Origin of the sequence: Micromonospora sp. NPDC005979 (genome assembly GCF_040614415.1) — a bacterium.
GTDB lineage: Bacteria > Actinomycetota > Actinomycetes > Mycobacteriales > Micromonosporaceae > Micromonospora.
Window position 1 is genome coordinate 25,023 of the sequence record NZ_JBEXUR010000019.1, and the last position, 23,863, is coordinate 48,885.

General features: G+C 72.2%; 21 protein-coding genes. 9 read left to right on the top strand and 12 right to left on the bottom strand.

Annotated features, from left to right (window positions below; all coding sequences use genetic code 11):
- Positions 1-45: 45 nt before the first annotated feature.
- The 5 genes from ABZ272_RS26480 to ABZ272_RS26500 all read right to left on the bottom strand — a co-directional run bounded on the left by ABZ272_RS26480 (position 46) and on the right by ABZ272_RS26500 (position 4,991).
- Entirely contained in the window at positions 46-501 is a 456-nt protein-coding gene (locus ABZ272_RS26480) for a DoxX family protein (RefSeq protein ID WP_355052626.1), read from the bottom strand.
- An 85-nt stretch (positions 502-586) separates the two neighbouring features.
- Positions 587-2,917 carry an endopeptidase La gene (gene lon / locus ABZ272_RS26485; RefSeq protein WP_355052627.1) on the bottom strand — a complete coding sequence of 777 codons (2,331 nt, stop codon included), beginning with the start codon at positions 2,915-2,917 and terminating at the stop codon, positions 587-589.
- Between the two features lie 37 nt (positions 2,918-2,954).
- The gene (locus tag ABZ272_RS26490) at positions 2,955-3,236 is read right to left on the bottom strand and encodes a hypothetical protein (protein WP_355052628.1); all 282 of its coding nucleotides are present in this window, start codon (positions 3,234-3,236) and stop codon (positions 2,955-2,957) included.
- A gap of 95 nt (positions 3,237-3,331) precedes the next feature.
- Positions 3,332-4,174, bottom strand: coding sequence for a manganese catalase family protein (locus ABZ272_RS26495; RefSeq protein WP_355052629.1), 843 nt, complete (start codon positions 4,172-4,174; stop codon positions 3,332-3,334).
- 85 nt (positions 4,175-4,259) lie between these two features.
- Positions 4,260-4,991 (bottom strand): HAMP domain-containing sensor histidine kinase, encoded by a 732-nt coding sequence (locus ABZ272_RS26500; protein WP_355052630.1) that lies wholly within the window; start codon positions 4,989-4,991, stop codon positions 4,260-4,262.
- A 98-nt stretch (positions 4,992-5,089) separates the two neighbouring features.
- Here ABZ272_RS26500 and ABZ272_RS26505 point away from each other — a divergent pair, with 98 nt between their 5' ends.
- Both ABZ272_RS26505 and ABZ272_RS26510 read left to right on the top strand, forming a co-directional pair.
- Positions 5,090-5,698 carry a response regulator transcription factor gene (locus ABZ272_RS26505; protein ID WP_355052631.1) on the top strand — a complete coding sequence of 203 codons (609 nt, stop codon included), beginning with the start codon at positions 5,090-5,092 and terminating at the stop codon, positions 5,696-5,698.
- A gap of 155 nt (positions 5,699-5,853) precedes the next feature.
- Positions 5,854-6,201, top strand: coding sequence for an Lsr2 family protein (locus tag ABZ272_RS26510; protein ID WP_355052632.1), 348 nt, complete (start codon positions 5,854-5,856; stop codon positions 6,199-6,201).
- 110 nt (positions 6,202-6,311) lie between these two features.
- Here the strand turns inward: ABZ272_RS26510 and ABZ272_RS26515 are convergent, their stop codons facing one another.
- The 3 genes from ABZ272_RS26515 to ABZ272_RS26525 form a co-directional block, all read right to left on the bottom strand.
- The gene (locus ABZ272_RS26515; protein ID WP_355052633.1) at positions 6,312-7,607 is read right to left on the bottom strand and encodes a hypothetical protein; all 1,296 of its coding nucleotides are present in this window, start codon (positions 7,605-7,607) and stop codon (positions 6,312-6,314) included.
- A gap of 293 nt (positions 7,608-7,900) precedes the next feature.
- Positions 7,901-8,767, bottom strand: a complete 867-nt coding sequence (locus tag ABZ272_RS26520) for a hypothetical protein (RefSeq protein ID WP_355052634.1) — start codon at positions 8,765-8,767, stop codon at positions 7,901-7,903.
- A gap of 89 nt (positions 8,768-8,856) precedes the next feature.
- Positions 8,857-10,473 (bottom strand): Ig-like domain-containing protein, encoded by a 1,617-nt coding sequence (locus ABZ272_RS26525; protein ID WP_355052635.1) that lies wholly within the window; start codon positions 10,471-10,473, stop codon positions 8,857-8,859.
- A gap of 320 nt (positions 10,474-10,793) precedes the next feature.
- Here ABZ272_RS26525 and ABZ272_RS26530 point away from each other — a divergent pair, with 320 nt between their 5' ends.
- A complete protein-coding gene (locus ABZ272_RS26530) occupies positions 10,794-11,864 on the top strand; it encodes an Asp23/Gls24 family envelope stress response protein (protein WP_355052636.1) in 1,071 nt (356 codons plus the stop codon).
- Entirely contained in the window at positions 11,861-12,421 is a 561-nt protein-coding gene (locus ABZ272_RS26535) for a hypothetical protein (RefSeq protein ID WP_355052637.1), read from the top strand. Before ABZ272_RS26530 ends, ABZ272_RS26535 begins: the two co-directional genes overlap by 4 nt.
- 18 nt (positions 12,422-12,439) lie before the next feature.
- On the opposite strand, the gene ABZ272_RS26540 is transcribed toward ABZ272_RS26535, so the two are convergent.
- Positions 12,440-13,378, bottom strand: coding sequence for a TerC/Alx family metal homeostasis membrane protein (locus ABZ272_RS26540; RefSeq protein WP_355052638.1), 939 nt, complete (start codon positions 13,376-13,378; stop codon positions 12,440-12,442).
- A gap of 251 nt (positions 13,379-13,629) precedes the next feature.
- On the opposite strand from ABZ272_RS26540, the gene ABZ272_RS26545 reads away from it, so the two are divergent.
- The gene (locus ABZ272_RS26545) at positions 13,630-14,187 is read left to right on the top strand and encodes a hypothetical protein (protein ID WP_355052639.1); all 558 of its coding nucleotides are present in this window, start codon (positions 13,630-13,632) and stop codon (positions 14,185-14,187) included.
- Positions 14,188-14,370: 183 nt separating this feature from the next.
- Positions 14,371-14,763 carry an FKBP-type peptidyl-prolyl cis-trans isomerase gene (locus tag ABZ272_RS26550; RefSeq protein ID WP_355052640.1) on the top strand — a complete coding sequence of 131 codons (393 nt, stop codon included), beginning with the start codon at positions 14,371-14,373 and terminating at the stop codon, positions 14,761-14,763.
- Between the two features lie 178 nt (positions 14,764-14,941).
- On the opposite strand, the gene ABZ272_RS26555 is transcribed toward ABZ272_RS26550, so the two are convergent.
- Positions 14,942-15,364 (bottom strand): STAS domain-containing protein, encoded by a 423-nt coding sequence (locus tag ABZ272_RS26555; protein ID WP_355052641.1) that lies wholly within the window; start codon positions 15,362-15,364, stop codon positions 14,942-14,944.
- Between the two features lie 189 nt (positions 15,365-15,553).
- Here ABZ272_RS26555 and ABZ272_RS26560 point away from each other — a divergent pair, with 189 nt between their 5' ends.
- Positions 15,554-16,570, top strand: a complete 1,017-nt coding sequence (locus ABZ272_RS26560) for an SMP-30/gluconolactonase/LRE family protein (protein WP_355052642.1) — start codon at positions 15,554-15,556, stop codon at positions 16,568-16,570.
- Positions 16,571-16,691: 121 nt separating this feature from the next.
- Here the strand turns inward: ABZ272_RS26560 and ABZ272_RS26565 are convergent, their stop codons facing one another.
- On the bottom strand, positions 16,692-17,960 hold the full coding sequence (locus ABZ272_RS26565) for an Ig-like domain-containing protein (RefSeq protein ID WP_355052643.1): 1,269 nt from the start codon (positions 17,958-17,960) through the stop codon (positions 16,692-16,694).
- 915 nt (positions 17,961-18,875) lie between these two features.
- On the opposite strand from ABZ272_RS26565, the gene ABZ272_RS26570 reads away from it, so the two are divergent.
- A complete protein-coding gene (locus tag ABZ272_RS26570; RefSeq protein ID WP_355052644.1) occupies positions 18,876-19,850 on the top strand; it encodes a sugar phosphate isomerase/epimerase in 975 nt (324 codons plus the stop codon).
- A 20-nt stretch (positions 19,851-19,870) separates the two neighbouring features.
- The gene (locus ABZ272_RS26575) at positions 19,871-21,970 is read left to right on the top strand and encodes a PQQ-dependent sugar dehydrogenase (RefSeq protein WP_355052645.1); all 2,100 of its coding nucleotides are present in this window, start codon (positions 19,871-19,873) and stop codon (positions 21,968-21,970) included.
- 137 nt (positions 21,971-22,107) lie between these two features.
- On the opposite strand, the gene ABZ272_RS26580 is transcribed toward ABZ272_RS26575, so the two are convergent.
- A complete protein-coding gene (locus tag ABZ272_RS26580; RefSeq protein ID WP_355052697.1) occupies positions 22,108-23,787 on the bottom strand; it encodes a right-handed parallel beta-helix repeat-containing protein in 1,680 nt (559 codons plus the stop codon).
- Between the last annotated feature and the right edge of the window lie 76 nt (positions 23,788-23,863).

Consider the following 23,863-nt stretch of genomic DNA (forward strand, 5'->3'; position numbering starts at 1 on the left):
CGAGCCGTCGGCGACCGCCGGGTACGGCGGTCGCCGACGGGCTTTTCAGAAGGAGTACGGGCCGAACCGTCCCCACGCCACCACGGCGGCGAGGACGAGCAGCACCGCGCAGGTGATGGCGCCCTGGATCTCCAGCCGACGCTCGGCCGCCGTGTCGCGCTTCTTCCGGTCGCGCAGGTGCACGAGGACGCCGCCGATCATGACGATGACCAGCCCAACGGCGGCCAGCGGCGTGAGCACGGTGGCGATGCCGGTGAGCGCGGGCAGCACGAGCCCGAGGGCGGCCGCCACCTCGACCGCGCCGAGAGCCTTGACCTGCGACGGCGGGACCGGGTCCACCCACCGCATCAGGTCGCGCAACTTGTCCTTGGGTTGGGTCAGCTTGGCCAGGCCGGCGCCGGCGAAGACGACGGCGAGCAGGATCTGGATGATCCAGAGCACCAGGTTCACGGGGGTTACCTCCGGGGGCACCGCCTCGCGGCGGAGAGGTGGTCGACGCATCGAGCGGAACAGACACTAGCCCTCGATGCACGGACGCCGATGACCCCCGCCGTCGACGGACGGCGGGGGTCATCGTGGTGGAGCGTCAGACCGTGAAGAGCGCCGGTCCGTCCAACGCCTGGACGTCGGCCGGGCGCAGCGCCAGGGCGAGCACGTCGGCCACGTCGGCCAGGGTGTGCACGGTCAGCGCCTCGCGCACCTCGGCCGGCAGGTCGTCCAGGTCCGGCTCGTTGCGCGCCGGGATGATCACCTCGGTGAGGCCGGCCCGGTGCGCGGCGAGCAGCTTCTGCTTCACCCCACCGATCGGCAGCACCCGACCGGAGAGGGTCACCTCACCGGTCATCCCGAACTCGGGACGGACCGGCCGGCCGGTGACCAGCGACGCCAGGGCGGTGACCATGGTGATGCCGGCGCTCGGGCCGTCCTTGGGCACCGCGCCCGCCGGGAAGTGGACGTGGATCCGGCGTCCGGCCAGGGCGTTCGGGTCGATGCCGAACCGCCGCCCGTTGGAGCGCAGGTAGGAGAGCGCGATCTGCGCCGACTCCTTCATCACGTCGCCGAGCTGACCGGTCAGGGTCAGCCCCGGCTCGCCCTCCATGCTCGTCGCCTCGATGAAGAGGACGTCGCCGCCGGCGCCGGTCACCGCGAGCCCGGTGGCGACACCGGGAACCGCCGTACGCTCGGCCGACTCCGGGGTGAACTTCGGCCGCCCCAGATAGCCGCTGAGGTTGTCGGTGTCGACGCGTACCGGCGACGGGTCGGTCGCCAGCGTCACCGTCACCTTGCGCAGGATCTTGGCCAGGGCCCGTTCGAGCTGCCGGACACCGGCCTCGCGGGTGTACTCCCCCGCGATCAGCGCGAGCGCCTCGTCGGCGACGGTCACCTCGTCGTCGGTCAGCCCGGCCCGCTCCCGCTGCCGGGGCAGCAGGTGGTCACGGGCGATGGAGACCTTCTCGTCCTCGGTGTACCCGTCCAGCATGACCAGCTCCATCCGGTCCAGCAGCGGGCCGGGGATGGACTCCACCACGTTGGCGGTGGCGAGGAAGAGCACGTCGGACAGGTCCAGGTCGACCTCCAGGTAGTGGTCCCGGAAGGTGTGGTTCTGGGCCGGGTCGAGCACCTCCAGCAGGGCGGCGGCCGGGTCACCGGCGTAGCCGGCGGCCAGCTTGTCCACCTCGTCGAGGAGCACGACCGGGTTCATCGAGCCGGCTTCGCGCAGGGCCCGGACGATCCGGCCGGGCAGCGCGCCCACGTAGGTGCGCCGGTGGCCGCGGATCTCCGCCTCGTCGCGGACGCCGCCGAGCGACACCCGGACGAAGTTACGCCCGAGGGCCCGCGCCACGGACTCGCCGAGGCTGGTCTTGCCGACCCCGGGAGGGCCGGCGAGGGCGAGCACCGCGCCGGAGCCGCGACCGCCGACCACGCCGAGGTTGCGCTCGGCACGCCGGTTGCGCACGGCCAGGTACTCCAGGATGCGGTCCTTCACGTCGGACAGACCGGCGTGGTCGGCGTCGAGCACCTCCCGGGCCGCGGCCAGGTCGGTGTTGTCCTGGGTACGCGTGCTCCACGGCATCTCGAGCACGGTGTCCAGCCAAGTACGGATCCAGCCGGCCTCCGGGGAGGCGTCACTGGCCCGCTCGAGCTTGCCGACCTCGCGCAGGGCCGCCTCGCGGACCTTGTCCGGCAGCTCGGCGCTCTCCACCCGGGAGCGGTAGTCGGCGGAGCCGTCCGGCTCGTCCTCGCCCAGTTCCTTGCGGATCGCGGCGAGCTGCTGGCGCAGCAGGAACTCCCGCTGCGACTTCTCCAGGCCCTCGCGGACGTCGCTGTTGATCTGCTCGGTGACCTCCTGCTCGGCCAGGTAGTCCTTCACCCAGCCGACCAGCAGCTCCAGCCGGGCGGTGACGTCCGGCCCGGCGAGCAGTTCGGTCTTCTGCTCCAGGGTCAACCACGGCGCGTAGCCCGCCGAGTCGGCCAGCTCGGAGAGGTCGGTCATCCGCTCCACGGCGTCGATGACCTGCCAGGCGCCCCGCTGCTGGAGCACGGAGGTCACCAGGGCGCGGTACTCGCGGGCGAGCTCACGTGCGCGGCCGGCGGGAGCGGGTTCGTCGAGTTCGGTCGCCTCGACCCAGAGCGCCGCGCCGGGACCGGGCACGCCGGAGCCGATGCGCGCGCGGGACAGCCCACGGACGACTGCGGCGGGCTCACCGTCGGGGAGCCGGCCGACCTTCTCGATGGTGGCGACCACGCCGATCGGGCCGTACTCGCCGTCGATCCGCGGGACGGCCAGCAGCTTGCGGTCGCCGGTCGCCCGTGCCGCGTCGATGGCGGCCTGGGTGGTCGGGTCGAGGGTCACCGGGATGACCATGCCGGGCAGCAGCACGGCGTCGGTCAGGGGCAGAACCGGAAGAGTTGCCATCGAACACCTGCTATCCATTGAGTTGAGCGTGTCTCACTCAAGTAACAAAGCGTTCCCCTTGTTCCGGTGTGTGACCCAGGCCACTGTCCGGGGCCCGGCGGTGACCCGGCAGCAGCAGCTCCCGCACCGCCCGGCCGCCTCCGGCCAGCGCCACGGCGACGGGGATGGCCAGGCTGGTCAGCGCCAGCGCGAGGACCACCCGGGCGGGCAACCCGACCCCCACGGCGAGCGCCGTCAGCACCGTGCAGACGACCAACTTCACCCGGGTACGCGACAGCGGGACCGCTGCGGACTCGCGGGCGGGCGCGACGACAGACATTCGCTTCTCCTCCTTCGTCGACCGACAGATCCGGTGCCGCCGGGCCGTCCCGCATGGGACGGCCGGTCCGACACCGGTCGACCTCGTGACGGTGTTCACGACCCGGCCGAGCCGCCCGGGTTGGTGCCGTACAGCCGCGGGTCACCGGGTGGCAGCACCGGCTCCGGGGCGTTCGCGCGCGGGTTGTCGTCGTACCGGAACTCACGCTTGCCGTCCGGCGCGGGCCCGGACGCCCACCGCCCCTGGGCGGCGTCGGTGCCCGAGGAGAAGCCCAGGTAGGTGTAGCCGAACTCGTTGGTGAACTCCTCCGAGTCCGGAAAGGCGTCCGGCACCGGCATCTCCTCCAGGCCGTCCTCCTTCAGCTGCTCGATGGCCGCCAGCCACATGTTCTGGTGCATGGTGTCGCGGGCCAGCAGGAAGCGCAGCATCTGCTTGACCCCGGGGTCGTCGGTCATGTTGAACAGCCGGGCGACCTGCAACCGGCCCTGCGCCTCGGCGGTGACGTTGAGCTGGAAGTCGGCCAGGAGGTTGCCGCTCGCGGTGACGTACGAGCCGTTCCAGGGCACCCCGCTGGCGTCGACGGGCAGCGCCCCGCCCCCGCCGTGGATGAAGTGCGCCGGGTTCGACCCGGCGTAGACCGCCCCGCCCCCGGGGTTGTCCGCGATGGCCTCCGACAGCGCCAGCGGCGCGCTGTCCAGCAACCGGCTGATCATCGTCACGAGCATCTCGACGTGGCCGACCTCCTCGGTGCCGACGTCGAGCAGCAGGTCCTTGTACTTACCGGGGAGTCGGCAGTTCCAGCCCTGGAAGAGGTACTGGTTGGCGACGGTCATCTCGCCCCACTTGCCGCCCAGCACCTCCTGCAGACGGCGGGCGAACGCGGCGTCCGGAGCGTCCGGCTTGGCCTCGAACTGCAGGTCCTTGACGTGGCTGAACATGCGACCTCCTCGGCACCGGCTGGCTGGCGTCAAGGACGATTCCCATCCCGCTGACCCGGCCGGGCCAATGCGTGTCCCGCTCGGGTCAGCGCAGCGGACCGACTGCCGGCAGCAGCACCTCCAGCGCCACGCCCCGCGGGCGCAACCGGTGCGCCCGCAGCGCTCCCCCGTCGGCGGCCACCAGGTGCCGCACGATCCACAACCCCAGACCGGACATCCCGACCACGGGGGCCGGACGGCGCAGCGCCACCAGCAGCCCGTCGTCCACCCGCCCCTCGTTGGTGACCACGATGCTGAGGCCGGGGCCGCGCAGCGCGGCGTAGAGCCCGACGTGCCCGCCGGCCGGCCCGTGCCGCAGCGCGTTCTCCACCAGGTTTCCCAGCACCTGCCGGGTGCGACCGGCCGGCACCGGCCAGGAGGCCGCCCGTCGGGTGGCGCGGACCCGACGCCGGCCCGCCGGCACGAGCGCGGCCGCCTCACGCAGGAGGCCGGCCAGGGGCACGGTCGCCTCCGGATCGGCCATCGGCGTCAGCACGCCGGCGCCGGCCGTCGCGTCGCGCAGCAGGCCCTGCAGGTGGACGGCCTGGTCGCGGGCCAGCGCGCTGACCGCCCGCCGGTCCGCGCCGGTCAGCGGCCGGTGGTCATCGGCCAGCGCCCGCGTCAACGACGTCAGCGCGCTGACCGGGGTACGGAACTCGTGACACATCACCCGCAGCAGCAGGTCCGCGTCGACCGCCGGGGAGGGTGCGATGCCCGGTCCGGACCCGGTACGTCGCAATCCTCGCAACCAGCCCTGCCACCCCTGGCGTGCGCGCATCCATCCGACTCCCCCCGATCGGTGCGTACCCGCATGATCGGTACCCGCTGGGGAACGGCCCAGACATGCCGGACGCCCCCAACCTCAGACTCGCTGTCGTGGACGATCATCCCCTGTTCGTCCGTGGCTTGGAGCTGCTGCTTCCGGTGACCACCGACGGACGCGCCGAGGTGGTCGGCTCGACCGGGGACGCCGCCGCGGCAGCCAGCATGATCAGTCGTTGCCATCCCGACCTCGCGCTGGTCGACCTGCACATGCCACCACCCGGCGGCGTCCGGGCGGTGGCGGCCATCCGGCGGACCACCCCCCGCGTACGGGTGGTCGCCATGTCGGGCTCGACCGACCCAGCGCCCGCACTGGAGGCGCTACGGGCCGGCGCGGAGGGGTTCCTGCCGAAGACCAGCGAACCGGAGGAGCTGCTACCCCCGCTGCTGGCCATCCTCGACGGGTGGGCGGTCCTGCCGGCGGAACTGCTGCGCGCCCTGCTCGGACCCGCCCGGGCGGCGTCCGTCGACCTCGACGCCGAGGAGCGCCGTCTGCTGCGGGCGATCGCGACCGGGCGCAGCACCGTCGACATCGCCGAGGAACTGCACGTGTCGGAACGGACGGTGAAACGAATGACCGCCTCTCTGCTGCGCAAGCTGCGGGTCTCCAACCGGGCGGAGGCGGCGGCGGTGGCCGGCCACGCCGGTCTGCTCACCGATTGACACCGCACCGCGACCTGCGATTACGGCCAGTCCGCTGTTTTGTGCCCCGCTGAATCGCGACGCGCCGAAATGAATGGCACGCACATTGTTGCGGATTCCCCGGGTGATAGGTCAGACTTTGGAAACATCCCGCCACACACAGGGAGTAATCGGCAATGGCGAGAAAAGTAATCACGGTGCTGACCGACGACCTCGACGGCGGGAAGGCCGATCGGACGGTCGAGTTCAGTCTCGACGGCGTCGCGTATACCATCGACGTCTCGGACGAGAATGCGGGTGTCCTGCGTAAGGCGCTGGACCCATACATCAATGCGGGCCGGCGGATCGGCCGAGGCCCGGCGGAGAACGCGCGGACAGTTCGGCGGCCGGGGCGACCCACCGGCGCGGGAATGGACCGCGAACAAAACCGGGCGATCCGGGAATGGGCCGTCAAGAACGGCTACAAGATTTCCGAGCGTGGCCGGATCCCGGTCGAGGTCGTCGAGGCGTACAAAAACCGCTGACACGCGGCACAGCGACGGGGTCCCGCCGAAACGGCGGGACCCCGTCGCTGTGTGCGTGGCCGGCCACCCGGGGTGCTGTCCACCCGGGTGGCCGGCCACTCATCGACCGGTCAGTTGACGGTGACGCGGATCGAGTCGAATGCCGGGGTCTGGTTCGCCCGCTCCATCATGGGCAGACGGTGCGAGCCGTCACCGGCCCAGACCGAGCACTGCGCGGTGCCCGACTCCGGCAGACCCGGGATCTGGATGGTCACCTCGTCCGGCTGGGCGCCACCGCGGCCGTCCTCGGTGGCGACGAAGAACGCCGGCACCTCCTGCGGCTCGGGCGGAGCGGTCAGGCTGTCCAGCATCCGGCAGGCGGTGTGGAAGTGACCCCGGACCAGGCCCTGGTCGTTGAGCAGCGAGCTCTCCACGTAGTAGCCACCCTGGCCGGCCGCCAGGAACCGGTCCCGGACCAGGTTCTTGGTGCTGACCCGCAGGGTGAAGGGCTGGTTGCGGCCGACCTGCTGCGGGAACTGGGTGATCAGCAGCGACGGGTTGTTGGCGGCGGCGCCGACCTCACCGAACTCGGTGCTCACACAACGGTTGCCGAGCTGGAAACCGTTGTGCGGCTCCAACTTGCTCTCGTCGCAGTTATTGGCCAGCACACCGAGGCCAGCGCCGGGGGCGTTGCCGCCGTTGTTCCCACCGTTGTTGTTCCCACCGGTGTTGCCACCGCCGGTGTTCCCGCCGGTGTTCCCACCGTTGTTGGTACCGCCGCCGGTGTTCCCGCCATTGTTGCCGCCACCGTTGTTGTTACCGGTCGGCTGCACCTGACACTGGGCGAGTTGCGCCAGGCCCTGGGGGCGGGGCCCGACCCGGTCGATGGCGGTCGTGATGCGGTCCAGAACCGCCTTACGCTTGTCGGCCAACGGCCGCAGAATCGCGTTGTTGATGAACGCCTGACCCTTGTTGCCCTCGGCGGCGAGCCGGCGGTCGGCCTCGGCGATCTGGGTCTGCAGCTGCGCGAGGTTACGGTCGACCTCGGCGCGCGCCCGCTCCGGCACCTGCGGCAGCTTGGACAGGACATCCGGACAGGCGATGGCCGAGCCGGTGCCGACCGTGCCGTCCTTTCCGTCCTCGCACTCCGCGACCGACTCCTGACCGTCACCCCAGTGGTTGCGCACCCACCGACCGTTCTGCCACGTACGGCTGGTCGAGGTGCCGCTCGGCGCGGTCGAGCCGGGGCTCGGTTCCACGCATTGCCCGGCGGCGGGCCGAGGCTTGTTCGTCCGCCGGTCCTGGGCCGACGAAATCTGGGTGACGGCGACTACTCCACCGAAGACCACCAGCGTGCCGACAACGGCCAGCAGACGCTTGCTCCGCGCGATGCCGGGTGACCGGCGCGCCCGAGTGGACCTGCGCATCGAATTGCTCTCCTTCTCGATCCGGTAGTGGATTCCTGCCCTCGGCGGACCGACGGATGTGAGATGGCACGCCACGGTGGCGGCCACCGCGACCTACCCGGTAACGTGTCGACGGCCGACGATGCCCTTTCCGCACCGTCGCCCGCGCCCGATCGACGCGGTTGGGGAGATCCTCTTCATTCGCGCAGGAGTACGGGACGGCGACGGGGAAGGTTCAACCACCCCACAGAAAAATGCTCGGCACCCGAAACGGATCGGGAGCCGAGCGGTCTTGGGCAGCGGAGAGTCGCCGGTCAGTCCACGCAGAGGTGATCGAAGGCGAAACCGCCCACCAGTTCGTCGCGGCGGCGGCTCAACGCGGCGATCTCGGCGGTGAGGTCCGCACGCGCGAGCAGATCCGGGTCCTCCGGCCGGGCGACGCGCAGCCGCTCACCGATCGCGACGGTCGCGAGGTCCTCGGCCAGACGGGCCTCGTCGACACCGCAGGAGAAGCGCTGCGCGGTGATCGACACCCGCTCGACGAGGCAGCCGTCCAGGCGTGGCTGGACCCAGCTCCACCCCTGCGCCGGGCCCTCGGTCCAGCGCACGTGCAGCCCACGCACGATCGGGTCGGCGAGCTGCCCGGCCACGTACGCCTCGACGGCCGCCGCCCGGGCCAACGCGCCGAGGTCGTTCACCGGGCCGGTCCGCCCGTCCGGCATCCGACCGAGGATGTCGCGGAACCCCACCGGGGCGGGCTCGTCCCCGGTGCCGCCCGCCGCGTAGGCGCGCGCGTCGAGCACGTACTCGATCAGGCGCCGGCCGTGCTCGGCGGCCCGCAGCGTCGGCGAACCGATGCGCAGGACGGGCAGGCCGACGGCCGCGCCCACGGCGTCGGCGAGCCGCTCGGCGCGCTGCTCGGCCGACCCGGGCAGCGGGACCGGTCCGATCGTCACGGCGACGACCGGCCGCTGGGTGTCGGGCGCGCAGACCACGAGGTCGAACGCCGTCCGGCTGGCCGAGCCCCACTGGCTGCCCGTGACACCCGGCGGACGCCCCTGCACCAGTTCGCTGAGCCGACGCGTCCCGTACACCCGGTGGCCGGCGCGGCTGAACAGCGCGTCGCGTCCAGAATCGGCGGGCAACGCCCGCAGCCAGCCGCGCTCGTCGGTGCTCGTCATCTGCCTGATCCATCCGCCGGTCGGTCGAACCGCGCCGAGTCTAGGCGGTCGATCACCCGTTCCGGTGGCGCGGCCCGCCGGCCGCCGCGCTAGCGGCAGACGGCCGTGACGACGACGGGCGCCTGCGACAGGGTCGGCGGGTGGCAGCCCCCGGGCGCTGTCGGCCGCCACGCCGCCGCGACGTTGTAAAACCAGTCGTCCGGCACGTACGCGGCCCATTGGGACAGGTCGTTGCCGCCGTTCAGGCCACTGGCCAGCACCACGCCCCGGGAACCGCTGCGGAGCGCGGCCAGCAACTGCAGCATGCCGACCGTCGGGTAGCCGAGCGCGGCGCATGCCTGGTCGCCCCAGCGCCAGCACGTCCAGGCAAGTGCCGGGTCGGCGATGGCCCGATCCGGGTACGGGGCCGTAAACAGGTCGAACACCACCGTCTCACCGAAGATGCTCTGACCGACGCTCTCCCAGAAGTCGATCGCGTACGCGGCATCCGGCATCGGCTTGGCGCAGACGGCCCGTTCGTCCCGGCAGGTCGCCCCCGGCCCGGTGTAGCGGCCGTGGCTCCACGCGAGCGCGACGATGGGCGTGATGCCGGCGGTCGTCAGCCGTTGCGTGTACGCCACGATCTCCTGCCGGTACGGCTCTCCGCCGTAGCGGGGGTCGACATACGACAGGCCCAGCCAACAGGCCTCGTTGAGCGGGATGTACACCGCCTGCACGCCGCGTGCGGCGAGCCCGGCCACGGCGGTGGCGTCGACCGGGCCGTCCCAGATGCCGCGCCCCTGCACGCAACGGGCCTCCGCTCCGGTGCGCGCGAGCGGCGTCAGGCGTCGGGGCGCCGCCGTGTCGATGACCGGGGAGATGCCCCAGAGCTGGTCACGCACCACGCTGACGTACGGCGCCTGCCGCTCCTCACCCGGTGTCAACACCCGTACGGAAATGCTCTTCTCGCTGCTCAGCGTCGCGCCCTGGTCGTCGTACACCTGGGCATTCACGGTGTAGAGGCCGGCCGGCAGATCACGCCAGCGGGCGGTGTACGGCGCGGTGGTGTCGGTGCCGAGCGAGATCCTGTCCGACCAGTTGTCCCAGCCGAAGAATTCGACGCGGGTGATCCGTCGGCCGGGCGCGGCCGTGGCGGCGGCTTCCACGGTGATGGTGGCCGGAGCGAAGAAGTGGTCGCCCTCCTCGGGCTTGGTGATCCGCACAGACGGACGGTTCGGGTCGGGGGTGGGGCTGGGCGACCCGCTCGGCCGCGGACTCGGCGAGGTCGGCGGTGGGCTCGACGGGGGCGGAGGCGCGGGCACGGAGGTCGTGCAGGTGACGCCGTTGAGCGTGAAGCCCTGCGGCTGGTTGGTCCAGACCACCCCGTGCGTCATGGCGTACGGGAAGGACACCGTCTGGTCGGCCGGCAGCGTGACGCCGGGCAGGTTACGGATCGTGACCTGCGCGCCGTGCTGTTCCCAGCGCACGCCGTCGACGTTCTTGATCTGCTCGGTCGGGTAGCGCAGCGGGAACCGCAGCGTCCACTCCGCGAGGGGCTGACCGAAACTGTGCACCCTGAGTTCGCCGCGCAGCATCGACGAGTACCGGGCGTGGACCAGGAGCTCCGCCGCGCACCCGCTGGCGGCGGCGGCCGGGAGAACCACGGCGAGAGCACCCGTGACGGCGACGAGCGCCACGACGGCCAGCAAGACGATCCGATTCCTCATCAACGACCCCCGTCATCGATATTCGTCACTGGAATCGTCGTCCCGGCCGGTGTCGGACGTCAAGGCGCGCAGGGCTACGTCGCCCCCCGAGGCGAAGGTGTCGACGTCAACTCCACGCCGCCGGCCGGGCCGAGGGAGGGCGCACGGCGACCCCTCAGGCACCTATTACAACGTTGTAGAAGCGAGCCGAGGAACGCCGAGCCGCGCCAGCGCCGGCCAACCTTCTGTGACCCGTATCACACTGCTGTTGCGTTCCAGTCGACCTGCCAGGGTGTATCCAGCGAGGTCGCCCGAAGGCGGATCGGCTGGGAGGTCGGAGCATGTCGCGACAGCTGCGGTTCGGCGCCCTCGCCCCGAGCGGGCCGCGTCCCCGCCGACGCGAGGGAGAGCACCCGCGCCGGCCCCGGCACCCGCGACCGGCCGGCGAGCCGACCATCCGCCGTCGACCGAGCACGGATCGGGCGGAACGACACCACCGGCTTCCCGGGCCGCCCCCTCCCACCCGTGCCACGCCGGCCGCCGGCCCGCCGCCGGGCGCCGAACCACCGCGCCGCGACACCGGCACGGCAGCGCAGATCGGTCGGAGCGCCGTCGCCGCCGCCGGCCGGGTGCCGGGCATCCGCGACGTCCGCCCGGTCACCGTCCGCGTGGACGACCGGACCGTGGGCCTCGACCTCGACCTCATCACCGAGTACGGACACACCGTGCCCGCCGTCGCCGACGCGGTCCGGCGCGCGGTCGCCGACCGGGTGTACGCCGACACCGGCCACACCGTCGTCGCGGTGACGATCACGGTGCGGGATCTCGTGGTGCCCGGCTCGGACGAGGCCGCTCTCCGCCGCCCGACCACGCGGGGAGAGCTGACCATGGCGACCGTCAACCGGGCGGCCTCATTCCTGCTCGGTGTGGCCCTGCTGGCCGGCGGCGCCCTGCTGGCCGCGCAGGCGCTGCTGGTGACGCTCGACGTCCCGACGCCACCGCTCGTCCGCCCCGGCTGGTACGAGGCGCTGACCAGCACCCGCTGGGCCGATCCGGGCGTCCGGGCGGCGGCCGGCGCCGCCGTCCTGCTGGGCCTCGTCGTCCTGGCCGCTCAACTGCGCCGGTGGACGCCGGTCCGGCTGCGGGTCGACGAACGCGACGGCTGGCACCTGCGCCGCCGGTGTGTGGAACGTCGACTGACCGAGGCGGTGGACACCGTGCCGGGCGTACGCCGGACGAGAGCGCGCGTCCGTCGCCACGGTGACCGGTGGCGACCCCGGCTGCACGCCACCGGCGACCCCGCGGCCCGCGCCGAGGTCGAGTTCGCCGTGCGCCAGGAGCTGCGCCGGCTCGCCCGGCCACACGTCGACCGTGTCGAGATCCGACTGCTGCCCTCCCGGGGACCGGCATGACCGACGCCGCGCACCGCCTGCTGTGGACGATCGTCGCGCTGCTGTTGGTGGCCGGTGGGGCGACCGCGCTGGCGATCGGCGCCGGCGCGCTGTCGGGCGGCGGCCCCGACCTGGTCCTGCTCGGCGGCGGCCTGGTCGACGCGTGGCGGCTGGCGACGCCCTGGAGCACCCTGGCCGCCGCGGTGGCCGGGCTGCTGACCGCCGTCGCCGGCCAGCGCCTGCTGCACCGGGCGGTACGCCGACCCGACCGGCCCCTGCGGGGCATGCTGAGCCACGCCGGGAACCGTCCCGGTCGCACCCGGCTGGCCACCGAGGTGCTCGTCTGTGCCCTGGAACGCGACCTGGTCCGGACGGCCGGGGTACGCCGCGCCCGGGTCGTGCTCACCGGCGCGCCACCGCGACCCGACGTGTGGGTCCAGGTGGACCTGACCAGTGACGCCCCCGCCGCGCGGGTCCGCGAGCACGTCCATGCCGCCGTCCACCGGTTCGCCACGACGGCCGGCTGCGCACCCGCACACCTCGACGTGACGGCCCGGGTCGAGCCGGACCGGCCGTGAGCCGAGCGTCCGTACGGGTCAGCGCGCGGCCCGACGGCCGGCCACGACGCTCGACGAGATGGCGACCGCCAGGGTCAACAGCACCACGGCGAGCGTCAGCCAGACCGGCAGCTTGCCCACCGGCGTCTCGGCGAGGAGCAGCTTCACCCCCGCGAACGCCAGCAGCAGCGCCAGCCCGTACCGCAGGTGACCGAAGTGCCGCAGCAGGCCCGCGAGGCAGAAGTAGAGGCTGCGCAGCCCGAGAACGGCGAACGCGACGGCCGTCCACACGAGGAACGTGTTGGTGGTGATGGCGAGGATCGCCGCCACCGAGTCGACGGCGAACACCACGTCGGTGGCCTCGATGGCGACCAGCGCCACGAGCAGCAACGTCGCCACCCGACGGCCGCCGACCCGGGCGGTGAAGCGGTCACCGTGGTAGCTGGCGTCGGTCGGCACGACCCGACGGAACAGCCGGACGGCGAGGACGCGGTCCGGGTCGACGTCCGGTTCCCCCCGTACGGCCAGCCGCCAGCCGGTCCAGATCAGGAACGCGCCGAGCACGAACCCGGCCCAGGCGAGCCGGGCCAGTAGCTCGGCACCGGCGAGGACGAACACCAGGCGAAAGGCGAGCGCGCCGACGACACCCCAGAACAGCACCTTGTGCTGGTAGCGCGCCGGCACCCGGAAATAACCGAAGAGCAGGGCGAAGACGAAGACGTTGTCCACCGAGAGCGCCTTTTCCAGCAGATAGCCGGAGAAGTACGCGACGGCCGGGTCGCCGCCGAGCGCCCACCAGACGACCAACCCGAATGCAAGACCCGCGCCGATCCAGACGGCGCTCCAGAGCAACGCCTCGCGCAGCTCGATGACGTGGTTGTCCCGGTGCGCCACCACGTCGATCGCCAGCAGCACGGCGAGCAGACCGCCGACCGCCGCCCAGGCCCACAGCGGCACCGTGACCGTCGCCTCTGCCACCGGTGCCCTCCGCATCGACCACGGCGCACCGCCCGCTGCCCCCGCCGGCCGGCGCTCCCGAGCCTATGCGAGCGGCTCACCCGCCGTCGGCGCTCCGGCGAAGTCGACACCCCGCGCGGTGCCACCAGGCCCAGCCGTCAGGGGTCCAAGGTCCCGGGCCGGTGCGGTCCGGTCGGCCCTGCCGCCCCCCGGGGCGGAGGGCGTCCACTGGAGATGCCACCGGGAAGCGCGGTGCGAGGCTGAGAAGGGACGTGGACACCATGACCGCGACGATCGAGCGGACCACCGCCGAGACCACCGCTCCGGCGGCCGGCACCACCCGAGAGAGGGCCGCCCGGTACGTCCTGGCGGGCACCCGGATGGCGCTCGGCTGGATCTTCCTCTGGGCGTTCCTCGACAAGCTGTTCGGCCTCGGCCACGAGACCGGGTCGAAGAACGCCTGGATCAACGGGGGCAGCCCCACCAAGGGCTTCCTCACCTTCGGGGTCGCCGGGCCGTTCAAGGACCTGTACACGAACATCGCCGGCGCCGCCTGGGCGGACTGGCTGTTCATGGTCGGCCTCGCCGGGATCGGCGTCGCGCTCCTGCTCGGTGTCGGCATGCGGGTCGCGGCCGTGGCCGGCGGACTGCTGCTGGTCCTCATGTGGACCGCCGTCCTGCCCCCGGAGAACAACCTCTTCATGGACGACCACCTGATCTACGCCGCGGTGCTGGCCGTCCTGGCGCTGGTCGACGCCGGCGACACCTGGGGCCTCGGGAAGGTGTGGGCGAGGCTGCCGATCGTCCGGCAGGCGCCCTGGCTCCGGTGAGCCCTTCCGACGCGGGCGTCACCCCCGGGGGTGACGCCCGCGAACGTACGCGTGCGCCCGTGGGCCCGAACCGGTGTCGATCATCCGCGGTCGGTTCACGGGTGTGGCGTGCATCGGCCGTCGGCGATCCGGCAGGATCGACGGTGACCGGACACATCACCGCAACACGGCAGGAGATCCCGCATGAACCAGGCAGCAGGCGCCCGATCGGGCAAGCCCGAGGTGGGCCCGATCGAGGGTGCGCCGCCGGCCGACCTCGTGATCGAGGACATCACCGTCGGCGACGGCCCGCAGGCCGAGCCCGGCCAGTTGGTGAGCGTCCACTACGTCGGCGTGTCGCACTCCACGGGCGGCGAGTTCGACTCGTCGTGGAACCGGGGCGAGGCGTTCGAGTTCCCGCTCGGCGGCGGTCAGGTCATCGCCGGCTGGGACCAGGGCGTGGCCGGCATGCGCGTCGGCGGCCGGCGGCGTCTCACCATCCCGCCGCACCTGGGGTACGGCGACTGCGGTGCCGCTGGCGTCATCAAGCCGGGCGAGACGCTGATCTTCATCGTCGACCTGCTCGGCGTGCGCTGACCGACACGGCGTGGGGGTCGTCCGGCTCGACGCCGGGCGGCCCCTTCGCACGTCAGGCCCGGCGGCAGAAGGTCGGCGTCGCTCCGCAGCACCTCAGCGTCCCCGGCCGTCGGTCGCGGCATGTCCAGTCAGGCGGCGCCGCACCTCGACACCTCAGCGGCCCTCGGCCACGTGAGAGTCAGGCCGCCAGCACCAGGTCACCGGACGCGGCCGGTGGACGGCGGACGGGCACGACCAGGTCGGCCGGCGTCCCCCGACGGGCGGCCTCGACCACCCGGGCGGGCTCGAGGATCGGCACCACCCGGTGCAGGCCGGTGGCGCGCAACACGCGGGCCACCGTCGGCGTCGGATCGACCACGACCAGCTCGCCGCCCCGCGCCCGGACACGCAGATGCGCGGCCAGCAGGGCTCGCACCCCGGCGGCGGAGAGCAACCGGAGCCCGGACAGATCGAGCTGGACGACGGGACGCGCCGGCGCGGACCACAGCGCGGACCGGAACGCGGCCACGGTGGCGATGTCGACCTCACCGGTCACCCGCACCTGGACCACCTGGTCACCCACGCTGACCTGCACGTCGATCCGGTCGCTGCGCTCTTCCATGCCCTGAAATCTAGCCCCCACCACCGACAGTTTCGCCCGTCCGGGGAGTGATTCCGGGTACGTCCAGGGTCATCCCCCAGGCTTCCCCTCATCCGCCCGAGGATGGAGGTCAGGGCCTCGGGGTCGGCCGAACGGCCAGGTGGCGCGCCGGATCCGGGACGACCCACATCGGCGTTGGAGAATGAGCCGATGGTGATCCCCCGACCCCGGCCGCCACGGTTGATCCGGCCCGTCCGCGAACCGGCCACCGTCCCGCCTCCGCTTCGCGGCGTGTGGGCGGCCACCGATCGCCGCCTCGACCAGGTCGACCTCCTGCCCCTTCCCGAGGGGGCCGTCGGGCCCGAGGACGTGCTCGTCGACCCGGCCGGTCGGGTCGTGAGCGGCGACGAGGACGGCAATCTCTGGTGGTGGCCGGTCGACGCGCCGGCCGGCACCCGAGGACGGCTCCTGGCCGAGACCGGCGGCCGACCGCTCGGGATCGAGCTGGACCCGTCCGGGGAGGCTCTGGTCGTCTGCGACGCGTACCGGGGGCTGCTGCGGGTCACGCCGGACGGAACGGTCCGCGAGCTGACCGGGACGGCGCCGCCCGTGCACCTGGCCAACAACGCGACGGTGGCCCGCGACGGCACCGTCTACTTCACCGACTCGTCGGACCGCTTCCCGGTCTCGCACTGGAAACGGGACCTGCTGGAGCACCGCCCCAACGGCCGGGTGCTGGCCCACCACCCGGGCAGTGGGCGTACCGAGGTCGTGGCCGAGGGGCTGTACTTCCCGAACGGCATCGCCCTGACGCCCGACGAGTCGGCGTTGATGCTGGTGGAGACGACCACCCACCGGCTGCTCCGCGTCGAGCTGGGCGGCGGGGTGCGGGTGCTCGCCGACCTGCCCGCGTACCCGGACAATCTCTGCGCCGTGGGCGACGGGACGTACTGGATCGCCCTGCCCAGCCCCCGCGTGCCCATCGCCGAACGGCTGCTGCCGCACCCCCGGCTGCGCCAGCTCGCCGCGCTGCTGCCCGACGCCATGCAGCCGCAGCCACGCCGCTACGGGCTGGTCGCGCTCGTCGACGGCGAGGGCACGGTCCGTCGTACGCTGCACGGCCCGACCGGGCACTACTCAATGATCACCGGGGTACGACAGCACGGCGACCACCTGTGGTTGGGCAGCCTGACCGGATCCGGTGTGGCCCGCGTACCCCTGGGGTGAAGAGCCTGGCCCGCGCCCCACGCCCCCGGGCGGCGGCCGGCCCCGACGGCGGGTGTCCCGCCCCCCGCGAAGGCGGACGGGCCGGCCCACCGCGTGGGTGGACCGGCCCGGAGGGCGGGTGTCAGCGGCCGCTCACCGAGGGCGCCGGGGCCGGCGACCCACCGGCGACCGCGCCCGGGTGCGCCGGGGCGGCCGGCGCGGGCTTGAGCCCCGGAGGTACCGGTAGCGCGCTGCCCTTGACGAACTCGTCCCAGCTCACGTTCCACGCCGTCCAGCCGTTGCCGGGCTGCAACTCGACCTCGGTGCCCTTGACGGTGACCAGGTCGCCGACCTGGGTCACGCCCATCAGCCAGTCCGCGGCCGTGGCCGACACGTTCGCGCAGCCGTGCGAGGTGTTGGTGTAGCCCTGCTCGCCCTCCGACCAGGGGGCCGAGTGGATGAACTCGCCGCCCCAGGTGAGCCGCTGGGCGTCGTCGACGTCGACCACGTAGCCGCCGTTCGGCTCGCCCCGGGTGTCGAAGGTGGTCCGCTCGTGCTTCTCCATGATCACCATCTTGCCGCTGGAACTCGGCGTGCTCGGCTTGCCCAGGCTGACCGGGATCCGGCGGACCAGCTTGCCGTCGCGCAGCACCGACATCTGCTTCGTGGCGTTGTCGATCTCCAAGGAGACCTGCTTGCCGATCTTCGACGTCGCGGTCCGCTCGGCGTCCCCCATCAACTTCTTGCCGATCGGCAGGCCCTGGAGGCCGGCCCGGACGCTGATCGTCGTCCCCGGTTGCCAGAAATCGGGTGCCCGGTAATAGACCTGACTCCCGTCGTCCAGCCACGACCAGGTGCCCGGCTGCGGCGGATTCGTCTTCACGAACAACCGGCGCTGCACATCCGCCCTGGCCTCTTTCGGAATTGCCGGGTCGAACGCCACCGTTACCGGCATGGCAGTACCGTACGTCCGGTTGCCGACGAAATAGAGCGTGCTGGTCACCTGCGGCTTCGTGGACGTGGCCATCGTGGTGAACGTGGTGGTCCGCGTGGTCGTCGCGCCCGAGTCGCCGGTGGCCGTCACCTCCGCGGTGTACGTGCGCCGAGGCTGCAGCGGCTTGCTCGGCACCCAACCCGAGCCGTCCTCACGTGGCTCCGCCTTGACCTGCGTGCCCTTGTCGTCGGTGAGTCGGACGGCGGTGACCCGTCCGCCCTTGACCACCGTGCCGACCTCGGCGCTGACCGGGATCTCGCGGGTCTTGTCGCCCGGCGTGACGGTGAGTTCCGGCGGCGCGGCGTGCCGCTTGGCCGGCCCGGCCGCCGGATCCCCACCGATCGTGCACCCGCCCAACATGAGCGGTGCGGCCGCGACAGTTACCGCCAACAGCGTCAATCGCCGCCTAGACGTCATGTTCAGTCCCCCCGTTTTCGGCTTCCCTCGCTCATATTCTGGCCGCCTCGACAGGAGCATTCAGGGCATTCGGAGATAATCGCGAGCGCATTTATCGACGCATTTTCCGCCGCTGAGCCGCTTGCCGAGAAAGCGCACCTCTGCCGGTTGTGGGTAGTCTCCGGCCGTCCGCACGCCCGCCGACCCGCAACGTCCCGTCCGACCACGCCGCCGCCACTCCCGCACCTATCGCCCTAGGTGCACGACTGACGCAGCAAGCACAGGACCGGCCGGGCTGGGCTCAGCCGGGCCGGGCCGGGCCCGGCCCGGGCCGGGGCCGGGCTGGGCTGGACTGGACTGGGCTGGGCAAGATCCGCGCAGTTTCCCCGATGTTGCTGCCTCCGACGCGCGGGAGGCAGCAAGATCCCCGATGTTGCGTGGATCTTGGCGCGCCCTCGACCCCACGAGCAGCGATCGACCCTGCGCGAGGGACGAGGGTCCGCCTCATAGGTCTCAAGATCACGGCGCACGTGGCAGGCGCGGGCGCGGGGCACACAAGGCAGTTGCGGGGCGCGCGGCGGCGGGCCGGGCGTGACAAGAGGCAAGGCCCCGCGCCTCCCGCGGTCCCGCACCTGGTGGGCGGACTTTTGTCAGGTGGAGCGAAACTTCTGCTGATCGCGAGGGAGCTTTGCCTTTGTCCATAGTCAAGGGTAGGGTCGCTTTCCAGATAGAGGGTTGCCCATTCGTCGATCAGCCTGCCTGCCGCCCCTGCCGGGGTCGGCCGCGGTCCGCCCACAGGGTCCCCGACCGCGGAACAACGCGTCGTCCACACCGTCCACGCCGGAGCACATCTCCGGCCGGTTCGGCGCGTCCCGGTACGGGCAGCCGGTTGACCGCTGCCGACGGCACGCCATCCGTCAGGAAGGAACCACCACCATGGATCACCAGGCCAACCGCTCGGAGTCGATCGGGGCGTCCGAGTCGGTCAGTCGGCGAGGGTTGCTCCGCGCCGCGACCGTCTCCGCCGCCGCTGTCGGCGCTGCCGGGCTTTTCGCCGGCCCGGCCAACGCGGCGCCTGCCGGTGACACCGCCGCCGCGGGTCAGTCCCACGGCCGGCGTCGGGTGCCGGTGGACCGCATCAGCATCCAGCTCTACACCCTGCGCGACCAACTCGCCGCCGACCTGCCGGGCACCCTCGCCGCCCTGCGTCGCATCGGCTACCGGCGGGTGGAGCACGCCGGCTTCGTCGGGCGTACGGCCGCGGAGTTCCGCGCCGCGCTCGACGCCGCCGGGTTGCGGGCCACCTCCGGGCACACCGGTATCCCCCAGCCGTTCGACGCCGCCACCTGGGAACGCGCCCTCGCCGACGCGAACACGCTGGGCTCCAGCAAGATCGTGCACCCGTACTTCGGTAGGGACGCCGAGGGCCGCCCGTACCGGGACCCGGCCATCTACCGCGCCCTGGCCCGGGACCTCAACCAGGCCGGCCGGCTCGCCGAGCGTGCGGGCCTCGACTTCGGCTACCACAACCACCAACTGGAGTTCGTGCCGCTGACCGACGGGTCGACCGGCTTCGAGATCCTCACCGGGCAGACCGATCCCCGGCTGGTCCACTTCGAGCTGGACCTCTACTGGACCTGGCGGGGAGCACACGACCCGGTCGACGTGATCCGGGAGAACCGCGGGCGAATCCGTCAGGTGCACGTCAAGGACCTGGACGTCGAGGGTGGCTTCGCCGATCTCGGCAACGGCGTCATCGACTTCGGTCGCATCTTCGCCCACGAGCGCGAGGCGGGCATCGAGGAGTACATCGTGGAGCGCGACGACGCGGGCACCTCGCCGCGGGTGCCGGCCGACGCCCTCGAGACCGCCCGGGTCGGCTTCGACTATCTCGCCTCGCTCCGGTACTGAGCACCGTGAAGGGCTATTTGATGAACAGAACCGCATTCGCGTCCGCCCTGCTCCTGGTGACCGCCGGGCTGGTCGCGCCGACGACGGCGGCGACCGCCGCGCCGGCTCCGCCACCGGACAGCAGCTTCCAGAAGGTGACGCTCAACGACTTCCCGGGCGAGCCGATGAGCCTCGCCGTCCTGCCCGACCTGCGGGTGCTGCACACCTCCCGGACCGGCGAGGTACGCATCCACGACCCGCGCACCGGGCTCAACACCCTCGCCGCCGACATCGACGTGTACCAGCACGACGAGGAGGGGCTGCAGGGCATCGCGATCGACCCGAACTTCGCCCAGAACAAGTGGGTGTACCTGTACTACTCGCCGCCGATGGACACTCCGGTGGACGACCCGGCCACCCCGGGTGTCAACGAGGGAGACGCGCCGGAGACCGGCACCGAGGCCGACTGGCAGCGGTTCAAGGGCGCGCTGCGGCTGTCCCGGTTCAAGCTGGAGGGGATGAAACTCAACCTCGCCAGCGAGCAGCAGATCATCGACGTGCCGACCGACCGGGGCATCTGCTGCCATGTCGGCGGTCAGGTCGACTTCGACAGCAAGGGCAACCTGTACCTGTCGACGGGTGACGACACCAACCCGTTCGCCTCCGACGGCTACGTCCCGATCGACGAGCGGGCCGACCGGAACCCGGCGTACGATGCCCAGCGCACCGCGGCCAACACCAACGACCTGCGCGGCAAGCTCCTGCGCATCAAGGTGAAGGCCGGTGGCGGGTACACGGTGCCGGCGGGCAACCTGTTCAAGCCGGGCACCGCGCAGACCCGACCGGAGATCTACGCGATGGGGCTGCGCAACGCGTTCCGGTTCGTCGTCGACCGGCGCACCGACGACGTGTACGTGGGCGACTACTCCCCCGACGCCTCCACGGCGAACCCGCAGCGCGGGCCGGCCGGACACGGCCGGTGGATGGTGGTCGACAAGCCGGCGAACTACGGCTGGCCGTACTGCGTGACGCGGACCATCGCCTACCGCGACTACGACTTCGCCACCGGCGAGTCCGGTCCGAAGTTCAACTGCGCGCGCCCGGTCAACGACTCACCGCACAACACCGGCAAGCGGGTGCTGCCGCCGGTCGAGGCCCCGCAGGTCTGGTATTCGGCGGCCACCTCGGCCGAGTTCCCGCAGCTCGGCACAGGTGGCATCGCCCCGATGGGCGGCCCGGCGTACGACTACGACGGGACCAGCACGTCGCGTACCCGCTGGCCGGCGTACTACGACGGGGTGCCGCTGTTCTACGAGTGGACCCGGGACTACATCAAGGAGTTCCGCCTCGACGCCGACGGCGACGTCACGGACATCCGGCCGGTGGCGCCGTCGATCGTGGTGGACAACCCGATGGACATGGAGTTCGGTCCGGACGGCGCGCTCTACGTTCTGGAGTACGGCGACGGGTACTTCGCCGAGAACCCGGACGCGCAGTTGTCGCGGATCGACTTCGTCCGGGGCAACCGGACGCCGATCCCGAAGATCAGCGGTACGCCGACCGTCGGGCAGGCCCCGCTGACCGTGGCGTTCTCCAGCGCCGGCACCACCGACCCGGACGGCGACAAGCTGAGCTACGCGTGGGACTTCGACGCGGACGGCTCGGTGGACAGCACCAACCCCAATCCGACGTGGACGTTCCAGGAGAACGGCTCGTACACGCCGACGCTCAAGGTGACGGACCGCACCGGACGCTCGGCCTCGGCGACCCTGCCGTTGGTGGTCGGGCCGACCGCGCCGGTCATCGAGTTCGTCGCCCCGGTGGCCGGGCAGCCCTTCCAGTTCGGGCAGACGGTCGCGTACGAGGTCAAGGTCACCGACGACCTGCCGGTGGACTGCTCGCGGGTGAAGGTCACCTACGTGCTCGGCCACGATGAGCACGGGCACCCGCTCTCCACCGCGACCGGCTGCTCCGGCACCATCCCCACCTTCCTCGACGGTGGGCACAGCGGCGCGGACAACCTGACCGCGGTGTTCGTCGCGGAGTACACCGACGCGCCGACGGAGCCCGGCGTGCCGCCGCAGACGGCCTCGGCGACGGTCGTGCTCGATCCGACACCGGTGGCCGGCCTGGCCGGCTGACGGGCCGCGACACCAGCACGAACCCGTACCGACAGCGGCGGCGGCGACCGGAGTTTCTTCCGGTCGCCGCCGCCTCGCGTCGCGGCCCGGGGCCTGCCAGCCGGAGGTCACCTTGATCCGGTCGACGCGAGCGCCGGTCAGCTCCAGTCGTTGTCGACGTGGTTATCGCGCCAGCGTCCGCCCACCGGCGGGGTGTCCAGGCGCATCCCGTCGTCGGCGTTGCCGGCCAGGTCGTTGTCCTCGACCCGGCAGTCCACGCAGCTTCCCCGCCCGGTGATCCACAGGCCGTGGGTCTGGGTCCGGTCCTCGTGGTTGTCCCAGATCCGGTTGCCGCGGATGGTGGCCGAGTCGAACGCCGCGTCGATGGTGATGCCGGCCCGCCGCTCGGGCGCCGCGGACAGCTCGTACCCGCAGCCCGGCGGCGGTACGTCCCCACTCCACGCGCTGATGCCGTCGGGCCGGACCGGCGCCAGGACGAGTTCGTCGCCGGTGTTCGCGGCGACCATGGCCACGGCCCGCCCCACCCGCAGGACCTTGCCGCGGTGACCGTCGCGCGGCCAGTTCGCGGACCGGTCCACCACGGACCGTTCGGCGTAGCGGACGGTCTCGCCGCTACCGCTGGCGGCCTGCGCGTACTGTCGGCCGTTGTTGCGGATCCGGTTGTTGAGCAACACCGCGTCGGTCATCTGGTGGTCGATCCGGATGGCGTCCAGCCCGTTGCCCCAGAAGTCGTTGCTCTCGATCACCACGTCCCGCATCGGGCCCTGGTAGCCCCGCCCGAGGTCGTGCGCGTGGTAGCCGTGCTGACCGTTGCCGCTGATCCGGTTGCCCCGGATGGTGTACGGGCCTGGGGTGTTGCCGAGGCTGACCCCGTCGCGGATGTTGCCGTCGATGACGCAGTCGGCGACCAGCCCGCCGCGCCCGGCCACCGCGGCGGTGCCCTGGGCGGAGATGTCGAAGCCGGCCTCCAGGTTGCCGGCCATCGTGCAGGCGGAGACGATGAGACCGTCGGCGCCCCAGTCGGAGATGCCGAACCGGTTGCCCTGGCTGTGGCAGCCGACGATGCGGTAACCGCGCGGCGGAGTCCAGTAGTCCTTCTGCAGTTCGAGGAAGATCCCGTTGGTGCCGTTGGCGAGGGTGGTGCAGTTGGCGATGGTGAGGCGTTCCATCGGCCCCCACCCGCCGATGCCCACGCCGATCCCGGCGCCGCCGATCTGCTCGCCGTTGTCCAGTCGGCCGCAGCCGACCACGACCACGCCGTCGATCAGCGAGTCCTGTAGGAAGTCGCAGCCCAGCCCGGTGGCGGCGGTGTGGTGGATGTAGAGGTTGCGGAACACGCCGCGCACCACGTACTGCAGGCCCAGCCCCTTGGCGAGGTAGTTGTACTCGGCCATCGCGACGCCCGAGCCGTCGATCTGGAAGTCGGCGAAGGTGCAGTCGGCGATGTGGCGGTCCCGGTCGGCGCCGTGCTGCACGGTGGTCCAGAAGGCCAGTGGGGTCGGGTCGGCGCGGTTGCCCTCGTTGCTGAGCATGAACCGGGTCGCCGCCGGACCGGCGCCGACCAGCGAGACGCCGCTGCGCCACACCGTTCCGGCGTCGCGGATCGAGTAGATGCCGGGCGGGCAGTAGATGACGCGGGCCCGGCCGTCCGAGGCGTACCCCGCACCGAGGCGGTCCACGAGGGCGGCCAGCGCCGGCTGGTCGTTGGTCGCGCCGTCACCGGTCAGGCCGTACTCCCGGGCGTCGCAGTAGAGCGGCGCGCCGGCCGCCGCAGGCCGCCGCACGCGGATCGAGTTGAGTAGCAGCTCGTTCGCCACGGCCACCTGTCGGCTCCCTTCGACGCGTCCGGCGCGTACCGGCGGGGCCGACTTCCCGGTGACACGGCCGGGAAAC

What these genes read in the sequence shown, in the direction of transcription:
- ABZ272_RS26480 (WP_355052626.1), bottom strand. Translation starts at nt 501, where the DNA reads ATGCGTCGACCACCTCTCCGCCGCGAGGCGGTGCCCCCGGAGGTAACC.
- lon (WP_355052627.1), bottom strand. Translation starts at nt 2,917, where the DNA reads ATGGCAACTCTTCCGGTTCTGCCCCTGACCGACGCCGTGCTGCTGCCC.
- ABZ272_RS26490 (WP_355052628.1), bottom strand. Translation starts at nt 3,236, where the DNA reads ATGTCTGTCGTCGCGCCCGCCCGCGAGTCCGCAGCGGTCCCGCTGTCG.
- ABZ272_RS26495 (WP_355052629.1), bottom strand. Translation starts at nt 4,174, where the DNA reads ATGTTCAGCCACGTCAAGGACCTGCAGTTCGAGGCCAAGCCGGACGCT.
- ABZ272_RS26500 (WP_355052630.1), bottom strand. Translation starts at nt 4,991, where the DNA reads ATGCGCGCACGCCAGGGGTGGCAGGGCTGGTTGCGAGGATTGCGACGT.
- ABZ272_RS26510 (WP_355052632.1), top strand. Translation starts at nt 5,854, where the DNA reads ATGGCGAGAAAAGTAATCACGGTGCTGACCGACGACCTCGACGGCGGG.
- ABZ272_RS26515 (WP_355052633.1), bottom strand. Translation starts at nt 7,607, where the DNA reads ATGCGCAGGTCCACTCGGGCGCGCCGGTCACCCGGCATCGCGCGGAGC.
- ABZ272_RS26520 (WP_355052634.1), bottom strand. Translation starts at nt 8,767, where the DNA reads ATGACGAGCACCGACGAGCGCGGCTGGCTGCGGGCGTTGCCCGCCGAT.
- ABZ272_RS26525 (WP_355052635.1), bottom strand. Translation starts at nt 10,473, where the DNA reads ATGAGGAATCGGATCGTCTTGCTGGCCGTCGTGGCGCTCGTCGCCGTC.
- ABZ272_RS26530 (WP_355052636.1), top strand. Translation starts at nt 10,794, where the DNA reads ATGTCGCGACAGCTGCGGTTCGGCGCCCTCGCCCCGAGCGGGCCGCGT.
- ABZ272_RS26535 (WP_355052637.1), top strand. Translation starts at nt 11,861, where the DNA reads ATGACCGACGCCGCGCACCGCCTGCTGTGGACGATCGTCGCGCTGCTG.
- ABZ272_RS26550 (WP_355052640.1), top strand. Translation starts at nt 14,371, where the DNA reads ATGAACCAGGCAGCAGGCGCCCGATCGGGCAAGCCCGAGGTGGGCCCG.
- ABZ272_RS26555 (WP_355052641.1), bottom strand. Translation starts at nt 15,364, where the DNA reads ATGGAAGAGCGCAGCGACCGGATCGACGTGCAGGTCAGCGTGGGTGAC.
- ABZ272_RS26560 (WP_355052642.1), top strand. Translation starts at nt 15,554, where the DNA reads ATGGTGATCCCCCGACCCCGGCCGCCACGGTTGATCCGGCCCGTCCGC.
- ABZ272_RS26565 (WP_355052643.1), bottom strand. Translation starts at nt 17,960, where the DNA reads ATGACGTCTAGGCGGCGATTGACGCTGTTGGCGGTAACTGTCGCGGCC.
- ABZ272_RS26570 (WP_355052644.1), top strand. Translation starts at nt 18,876, where the DNA reads ATGGATCACCAGGCCAACCGCTCGGAGTCGATCGGGGCGTCCGAGTCG.
- ABZ272_RS26575 (WP_355052645.1), top strand. Translation starts at nt 19,871, where the DNA reads ATGAACAGAACCGCATTCGCGTCCGCCCTGCTCCTGGTGACCGCCGGG.